Raw genomic sequence first — 7,983 nt, 5'->3', positions numbered from 1 at the left:
GGTCAATTTCATGCTCTATAAGCGGCTTTTTCGCTTTTACCGTAACTTCTTTCAGCTCAATATTTTTGGCAGGAAGCAGAATGATCACCGGCAGCACAACGGATTTATGCGCACTATCAAGCGTCATCGGCAGGCTCGTAAATGCTTTCTGGCCCAGCGCTGAGATAGCCAGCAGGTAAGTCCCGTTTTCCAATGCATTAACCTGAAATTTACCCTCGACATTCGTAATCTCGCCTTTGACAAAAACCGAATCCGGCACCCTCACCACGCGGACAGTTACGCCGGGTAACACTTCATTATGGATATCTTTCACCGTTCCCGAAATGGAATTCAGCGGCGCCTGGGCAAACAGCCGGTTGGTTAAAAGTAAAATGATTAAAAATCTGCTTATCGTTTTCATGGCTCATCAATTTGAAAGTGTTTTGATGAAGCAAATATTTAAAGCAGTGCAGGCGACAGAAAATAATAGTGTCGTAACTTCCCAAATGGCTGACAGACGCTGCAAACAGCGGGTCGAAATGATTGGAAGGGATATTCCTGCATTCTGTCAGGAATTGCGGTGCGTCCGGCAGGAGGATTTGAGATGCCAGATCACGAAATGCACTTTTGTGATCTCATAAAATGACACGTCGAAATGGAAACGAAAACGGATATCTGGACAAAAACCGGTTTTTCAACGCGGGATAAATACATTTTCCTCTCTGCCTGCGCCGCCGGGCCGATCTGGGTAGCGATGAATTTTTTCGCAAATACGTTGGGTATCAATGGTGACGAAGCAATAGCCGCCGCGTTAACCGCATTTTTCCTGGGCGGCGTATTTACCGGCAGATACCTTGCCGAGTTGGCGACAGTGAGGATTAAGAAACCACAGAAATTACTACTTGGCACTCTTTCAGTTCTGGTAATCAGCAACATAGGACTGATGATCCAATTTGAATTCAGCGATGATAGCTCACGTGCGTTCAATGTTCTGCTGGGTTGGATACTATTTATGACGATCAGTATCACACTGGGGATGGTTGTTAAACTTTTACGCGCCATTGGTTTCAACGAGTTACAGGAAGCCCGGAGCCAGGCGGCGCATAGTAAAAGCGAGCTGCATTTGCTCCAATCGCAGTTAAGCCCGCATTTTTTGTTTAATACATTGAACAACCTGTACGGATTGTCTATCACCCAGCACGAAAAAATCCCGCCTCTGCTGCTCAAACTGGCTGATTTGCTGCGCTACTCCGTTTACGATGCGAGTGAAATGTTTGTCCCGCTCAAAGATGAACTGGCTTATATCGAGAACTACATCGATTTTGAAAAAATCAGGATTGGCGAACGGTTGGAACTGGTTACAGATATTGAAAAAATCGGCGATACACAAATGCAGATCGCGCCAATGCTGCTGATCGTTTTTGTAGAAAATGCGTTTAAACACTCCAAAAACACGACCGACGAGAAGATTTACATTGATATTTCCATCAAAACCTGGAATGGACTGATCTTGTTTTCTGTCAAAAATTCGCGTGGACCCGCGAAAGAGGAAGTAAAGATTTTTGAAAAAAACAGCGGTTTCGGACTGCCTAATGTAAAAAAGCGTCTCGAACTGCTTTATCCGAATGCACACGAACTGACGATTAAGGAAGAGCCCGACTCTTACCAGGTCATTCTAAGACTTAATGCGCACTAACATGCAGAAAACCAATTGCCTCATTGTCGACGACGAGCCTATCGCGCGGGATATCCTCAAAACATACTGCGCGCATTTTCCCTATCTGAACGTGCTTGGTTCTCTGGGCAATGCGCTGGAAATCAAGCCAGTTTTGTTTGAGCAAAAAGTAGATATTCTGTTCCTGGATATCAACATGCCGGTGATGGACGGAGTTACCTTTCTGAAAACGCTTAAAAACCCGCCGCAGGTCATTTTCACGACCGCCTACCGCGAATACGCGCTCGATGCATTCGAACTTTCAGCCTGTGATTATTTACTGAAACCTTTTTCGCTGGAACGTTTTGTAGTGGCAGTCGACAAGGCAATGGACCGGTTGCAGCCAAATAGCGCGCCGGTTTCCGAGATTTCTGCTCAGAAGCCTGATGATTTTATTTTCATAAAAACCGACGGTAAAATTTTCAAAATCCCGTTTAATGACCTGCTTTACGCGGAAGCCAGTGGTAACTACATCAAAATTGTCCTCACAAACACCACCCTGCTCCCGGCTATGACATTCTCGAACTTCGAAGAATTGCTGCCGAAAAGCACTTTCATCCGCATTCACCGCTCCTTCATCGTAAACAAATCAAAGATCAGCCACATCGAAGGCAACCGCATTTTCCTCAACCAAACCGAGTTCCCAATCGGAACCAGCTATCGGGAAGGTTTGCTGAAAGAGCTTGGGCTGAGTTCCTGACCGGCTGACATTTTTGCAAAAAATATCTCGAAAATTGGCTACTTTCTTCATTTCACATTCGTGCCAAATCCATACATCAAATTTGGGATTACCAGCTCTTACCAGCAATTTATTCTGGCATTATAACTAGCATAAAACAATCTACTTTCTCTGAGTTATTATACTATTTCAAGAAATTTTAGTTTTTTGTTTTTATGTGAACAAATCCTGTATGTTTGTGTTGTTAAATACACATTATTCATTAACATACTTAATTTCAATAAGTTAGAATATGTCATATATAGAACCGGCTCCCATTAAGGACAAAGAAAATCCTTTGGAGTCAATGATGCAGCGATTTGATAAGGCGGTGGAAATTCTAGGAATATCCGAAGAAATGTACCACATATTGAAAGTACCCCGCAAACAGGTGATCGTCGGTTTACCCGTCACAATGGACTCCGGTGAAATCCGCACCTTCGAAGGTTACCGCGTAATCCACTCTACGATTTTGGGCCCCAGCAAAGGCGGTATCCGTTTTGATCCCGACGTAAACCTCGACGAAGTGCGCGCATTAGCCGCTTGGATGACGTGGAAATGCGCAGTAGTTGATATTCCTTACGGCGGCGCAAAAGGCGGAGTAGCTTGTAACCCGCGCGAAATGTCAGCCGGCGAAATCGAACGTTTGATGCGTGCTTATACTACTGCATTGCTCGACGTTTTCGGTCCCGACCAGGATATCCCGGCCCCGGATATGGGAACCGGCCCAAGAGAAATGGCTTGGTTAATGGACGAATATTCCAAATCGAAAGGAATGACGATTCCGGCAGTCGTGACCGGAAAACCGCTCGTACTCGGCGGCTCGCTGGGCCGCACCGAAGCAACCGGTCGCGGTGTAATGGTTTCGGCGCTGGCGGGTATGGAAAAGTTGCGTATCAATCCTTACCGCGCTACCGCAGCTGTGCAGGGATTTGGCAATGTAGGCTCTCACGCTGCTGCCCTTTTACGCGACCGTGGCGTAGCAATTCACGCGGTCAGCGACATTTCAGGGGCTTATTACAACGATAAAGGAATTGACATTGCCGCCGCAGTAGCTTACCGCGACAGCAACAAAGGCTCGCTAGAAGGTTTTGCCGGCGCAGAACTTATCCCGGGAGACGATCTGCTCACATTACCTGTCGACGTGCTGGTACCAGCTGCCAAAGAAGACGTAATTACCCGCAAGAATGTGTCCGGTATCCAGGCAAAAATGATTGTAGAAGGTGCCAATGGACCTACCTCTTCCAAAGCCGACGATATCATCAATGAAAAAGGGATTATGGTCGTGCCCGATATTCTCGCCAATGCAGGCGGCGTGACTGTATCCTATTTTGAGTGGGTACAAAACCGCATTGGTTACAAATGGACACTGGAAAGGATCAACCGCCGGACTGACCGGATCATGAAAGATTCATTCGATAAAGTCTACGAAATTTCCCAAAAACACAAAGTATCCCTGCGTATCGCCGCCTACATCGTAGCGATCGACAAGGTTTCCAGTACATATAAATTTAGAGGAGGATTTTAAAGGCCGGGCGCGTGGGGGCCAAGTGCTCCCACATTACCCCAACATTAACAAACCCCGCTGCTGCATCTTCTTAAAGTCAGAAATGTTAACTTTAAGGCAACAAAGCAGCTCGTATGTCACTCAGTCCGCGTTTTATCGCACTTATTCTCGCGTTCCTTATCTCGCTCATTACCACTACATTCCTTGCATTTGTAGACGGTGTGTCGAAGAGTATGATGTTCGTCGTGGCGATTGCCTCATTCATTTCCTCCTTCTTCCTCGTATTATATGCCGTCGACATCCTGGTTTTCCGGGAAGTGAACAAAATGTACCGCACGATTCACAAGCTTAAAATGCGCGACTTCAATATGGTGCCGCGCAAAAAGCTGATCCAGGAATCAAACCCGCTCAAAACGATCAACGATGAAATTTTTGTTTATGTAACCAAAAAACAAAAGGAAATCGACGAGCTGAAAAAGCTGGAATTGTTCAGAAGAGAGTTCCTGGCCGATGTTTCTCATGAATTCAAAACGCCCATTTTCGCAGCACAGGGATTTATACACACCCTGCTCGACGGTGCAATGGACGATGAAAACGTGCGTGAAAGATTTCTCCGCAAAGCAGCCAATAACCTTGATAGCCTCGATGTACTCGTGAAAGATTTGCTGGTTTTGTCCCAGATGGAAACCGGCGATATCAAGATGAACCTGCTGCCTACCGACATTCGCCAGATGACAATCAACATTTTCGGTCGGCTCGAAAATATAGCAAAATCCCGGAATGTAGTACTGAAAGTAAAACCTGACGAATTACCGGAAGTATGGGTAATGGCCGATGCAGACCGGATGGAACAGGTGATGCTCAACCTGATTGAGAATGCGATTAAATACGGGAATGAGGGCGGAAAAGTGGTGGTACATTTTAGTGAAGGCAAAAAATACATGGAAGTGGCTGTGAGAGATACCGGCCCGGGTATCCCACATGAACATTTGAACCGTATATTTGAGCGTTTCTATCGGGTAGACAAGAGTCGGAGCAAGGAAATCGGAGGCACCGGTTTGGGATTGGCGATTGTAAAGCACATTCTGAATGCGCATAACACCAAAATTGCAGTGATGTCAAAACCCGAGAAAGGAACGACTTTCTCATTCAAACTTGAAAAAGCCTTTGGTAACACACACACCGAGGCAGGTGAGGAAGAAATAACAGCTCAGTTGAATTCTTAACATTTCAAATCCATAAACCATTATCCATGTTTGTACACAACGTATTTTTTTGGCTGAAAGAAAAAGATAATGCGGAGGCGCGCGAGCAACTTCTGGCAGGTATCAAATCCCTTGAAGCGATCGAATCTATCGAATCCGTTTACATCGGAACCCCAGCCGCAACACGTCGCCCGGTCATTGACGCCACTTACGACTTTGCCGAAATCCTGGTCTTTGCAGACGAAGCCGCACACGATGTGTACCAGGTTCACCCACTTCACAAAAAGTTCGTCGAAGAGAATGCACACCTTTGGGAGCGCGTGCTGATCTACGATGTAGAGGCATAATCGAATGCAAACATTTGTTAACAAGTTATCCACAGCAAGTATGTGGATAACCTGTTAACAAATCCACAGTAACCGCAATTACAGCGCTTTAACCTGCATTTACGAGTTATCTACACTGTGGATAACTTATCTGACAGCACGTTTGCCAGCTTCCCGATGGCACTATTCCCGGGGTGAGATCGTTTTAAAGAAAGCACAAAACGAACGAAGCCATGAGGACAAACAGAGTCGTGTTGTCGGTAATCGTAACGATTATTGCAGCAATAAGCATTTCATCCTGTACCTACCGCGGATCGTACAACCCGGGCTATGATTATGGTTACAGGCACGGGCATCGGTATTATTACCGCGCACCAGCTCCGCCGCCACGCGTAGTGGTTGTGCAGCCGCAACGCCGGGTAATACATGCGGACCGTTACAGACCAAGCCGACAAAATGATAGAGTATACAGACGTCAGTATAACCGGGGCAACCATTATGGTCATGGAAACAGGACCAGGGGACCAAGATGACGTAACCATTTTTTAAGCCTTAATCAAACAGGCCGGAAGCCGGAGACAACTCTTCGCTTTCCGGCCTTTTCTTTTATGTATGCATATACTCGATATACTGGAATCAAATGCTCAGTTGTACCCGGATAAACTGGCTTACGGCTTTATAGGTAAAGATGGCGAACTGACGGAACAAGTATTTTACAGCGAGCTAAGTCAGCAAGTAAATGCTATCTCGACCCGGCTTTCCGAACGATACGAGCCAGGCGCGCGCGTGCTGCTATTGCTTCCGACAGAAGCTGCGTTTATTCGGTTCTTTCTCGCTTCACTGCAGGCAAACCTTATTGCCGTACCTTGTCCCATCGGCTACTCCGAATCGGGTATCCAACGAATTCTGAATATTATCCACGATTGCGAAGCGTCAGCGATTATTACCAACAGGAAAACCTTTAAAATGCTTTTTCAGCGGCAAAACGATGCCGTGAAAACATTGGAGGATTATCCCATTCAGTGGCTTTTTACCGATGAAATTGCATTTGATGCTCCGCCTGCCGGCAACTCTGTCCGGCAAATCGACCAGCATCAAACGGCTTACCTCCAATATACCTCCGGCTCGACGAGCCTTCCGAAGGGAGTGATGATCAGCCACGCTAACCTGATTGCCAATCTGAGTGCGATCAATAATTGTTTCGGGAGAACTGCCGCCGATGTTTCGGTAACCTGGCTGCCGCATTACCACGATATGGGATTGGTTGACGGGCTTTTGTCTCCCTTGTATACGGGCGGAACAGGTATGGTCATTTCGCCGCTTTTATTTATAACCAAACCATTTTTGTTCCTTCAAGCAATCAGCAATTACCGCGCAGGTTTTTGTGGCGGGCCGGGTTTCGGGCTTGATCATTGTGTTGCCAGAATTCCGGTTGAACAGCTTGCAACACTGGATTTAAGTTCGTTGCGCGTGCTCTATGTAGGTGCGGAACCGATACGGATATCTACCCTGGAAAGGTTTGCTGAAACCATGAAAGCCACGGGATTCCGGCACAACAGCCTGGTACCTGCCTATGGACTGGCCGAAGCCACGCTCGCTGTGAGCTTACATTTAAATGGGACACCAATGGTTTATCACAAAACTGCTGACCATTCCAGAGAGGTAGTCGCTTGCGGGCCACCGGTGGAGTTTACCGAAGTCGCTATTGTTTCGCCAGACACAAAAAATGTATTACAATCCACCGAGATTGGCGAAATATGGGTTAAAAATGCTGGTGTGGCATTGGGTTATTGGAAAAACCCGGAAGCTACACAAGCTACTTTTCAGGCGTACACAAGTACTGGCAGCGGACCGTATCTGAGAACGGGAGATTTGGGGTTTATGGAAAATGGGCATCTTTTCATTACCGGCCGCACCAAGGAACTGATCATCATCCGCGGCGTGAATTACTACCCGCAGGATATTGAGGAAGTAGTAGGCGAATGCCATACTGATGTGCAACCCAATGCAACTGCGGCCTTTTCTGTCGATACCGAAGTGGGCGAATCGCTCGTGATTGTAACGGAAGTAAGACGTATAGTACAAACAGATGAAGATATGGAGCAGATCAAAAACAAGGTCGCGCACAGTGTCGGACTCGCATTTGGATTGATCCCGCATAAAATCCTGCTGATTCCCCCGGGTAAGCTCCCCAAGACTTCCAGTGGGAAAATCCAGAGACTTTATGCAAAGAAATTATTTGGTAGTTTTGACTAAACAATGAATTACTATAATGAATAAAACATTTACAGAAATTTCAGGCTGGATTACCGAAAGCATCGCACGTCACGCCGAAATGGATCCTTCGCAGGTGCAGGTAGACGCAGACATCACCAACTTCCGGCTTGATTCCCTTATTCTGGTCAATATCACGGCCGACCTCGAAGAGTGGCTTGGCATGGAGCTCAGTCCGTCCATATTCTGGGAAATGGGCACGATTGCCGCTACGACCCAATGGATATTAGAGAATCAAGAAGTTTAGCATATATTGCTGC

At 46.6% G+C, this 7,983-nt stretch carries 9 protein-coding genes; 8 read left to right on the top strand and 1 reads right to left on the bottom strand.

What is annotated here, in order from left to right:
* A partial coding sequence (locus ACTIE6_RS12335) for a carboxypeptidase-like regulatory domain-containing protein (RefSeq protein WP_439556927.1) occupies positions 1–400 on the bottom strand: 400 nt, incomplete at its 3' end.
* A 234-nt stretch (positions 401–634) separates the two neighbouring features.
* Here ACTIE6_RS12335 and ACTIE6_RS12330 point away from each other — a divergent pair.
* The 8 genes from ACTIE6_RS12330 (at position 635) to ACTIE6_RS12295 (ending at position 7,970) form a co-directional block, all read left to right on the top strand.
* Complete coding sequence (locus tag ACTIE6_RS12330) at positions 635–1,675, top strand: sensor histidine kinase (protein WP_439556926.1); 1,041 nt, start codon at positions 635–637, stop codon at positions 1,673–1,675.
* Position 1,676: 1 nt separating this feature from the next.
* Positions 1,677–2,393, top strand: coding sequence for a LytR/AlgR family response regulator transcription factor (locus ACTIE6_RS12325; RefSeq protein WP_439556925.1), 717 nt, complete (start codon positions 1,677–1,679; stop codon positions 2,391–2,393).
* 271 nt (positions 2,394–2,664) lie between these two features.
* Entirely contained in the window at positions 2,665–3,939 is a 1,275-nt protein-coding gene (locus tag ACTIE6_RS12320) for a Glu/Leu/Phe/Val family dehydrogenase (protein ID WP_439556924.1), read from the top strand.
* Positions 3,940–4,052: 113 nt separating this feature from the next.
* Positions 4,053–5,144 (top strand): sensor histidine kinase, encoded by a 1,092-nt coding sequence (locus ACTIE6_RS12315; protein WP_439556923.1) that lies wholly within the window; start codon positions 4,053–4,055, stop codon positions 5,142–5,144.
* Between the two features lie 26 nt (positions 5,145–5,170).
* Positions 5,171–5,470, top strand: a complete 300-nt coding sequence (locus tag ACTIE6_RS12310; protein WP_439556922.1) for a Dabb family protein — start codon at positions 5,171–5,173, stop codon at positions 5,468–5,470.
* Between the two features lie 212 nt (positions 5,471–5,682).
* Entirely contained in the window at positions 5,683–5,982 is a 300-nt protein-coding gene (locus tag ACTIE6_RS12305) for a hypothetical protein (protein ID WP_439556921.1), read from the top strand.
* 79 nt (positions 5,983–6,061) lie between these two features.
* Positions 6,062–7,705 carry a fatty acyl-AMP ligase gene (locus ACTIE6_RS12300; protein WP_439556920.1) on the top strand — a complete coding sequence of 548 codons (1,644 nt, stop codon included), beginning with the start codon at positions 6,062–6,064 and terminating at the stop codon, positions 7,703–7,705.
* Between the two features lie 16 nt (positions 7,706–7,721).
* Positions 7,722–7,970, top strand: a complete 249-nt coding sequence (locus ACTIE6_RS12295; protein WP_439556919.1) for an acyl carrier protein — start codon at positions 7,722–7,724, stop codon at positions 7,968–7,970.
* The last annotated feature ends 13 nt before the right edge of the window (positions 7,971–7,983 follow it).

The sequence above is a fragment of the Dyadobacter sp. genome (assembly GCF_051859145.1).
Classification (GTDB): domain Bacteria; phylum Bacteroidota; class Bacteroidia; order Cytophagales; family Spirosomataceae; genus Dyadobacter.
This window is presented reverse-complemented; position numbering and strand designations above follow the sequence as displayed.

Excerpts from the sequence above, each read along its gene's own strand:
- ACTIE6_RS12330 (WP_439556926.1), top strand. The coding sequence starts at position 635 with ATGGAAACGAAAACGGATATCTGGACAAAAACCGGTTTTTCAACGCGG.
- ACTIE6_RS12325 (WP_439556925.1), top strand. The coding sequence starts at position 1,677 with ATGCAGAAAACCAATTGCCTCATTGTCGACGACGAGCCTATCGCGCGG.
- ACTIE6_RS12320 (WP_439556924.1), top strand. The coding sequence starts at position 2,665 with ATGTCATATATAGAACCGGCTCCCATTAAGGACAAAGAAAATCCTTTG.
- ACTIE6_RS12315 (WP_439556923.1), top strand. The coding sequence starts at position 4,053 with ATGTCACTCAGTCCGCGTTTTATCGCACTTATTCTCGCGTTCCTTATC.
- ACTIE6_RS12310 (WP_439556922.1), top strand. The coding sequence starts at position 5,171 with ATGTTTGTACACAACGTATTTTTTTGGCTGAAAGAAAAAGATAATGCG.
- ACTIE6_RS12305 (WP_439556921.1), top strand. The coding sequence starts at position 5,683 with ATGAGGACAAACAGAGTCGTGTTGTCGGTAATCGTAACGATTATTGCA.
- ACTIE6_RS12300 (WP_439556920.1), top strand. The coding sequence starts at position 6,062 with ATGCATATACTCGATATACTGGAATCAAATGCTCAGTTGTACCCGGAT.
- ACTIE6_RS12295 (WP_439556919.1), top strand. The coding sequence starts at position 7,722 with ATGAATAAAACATTTACAGAAATTTCAGGCTGGATTACCGAAAGCATC.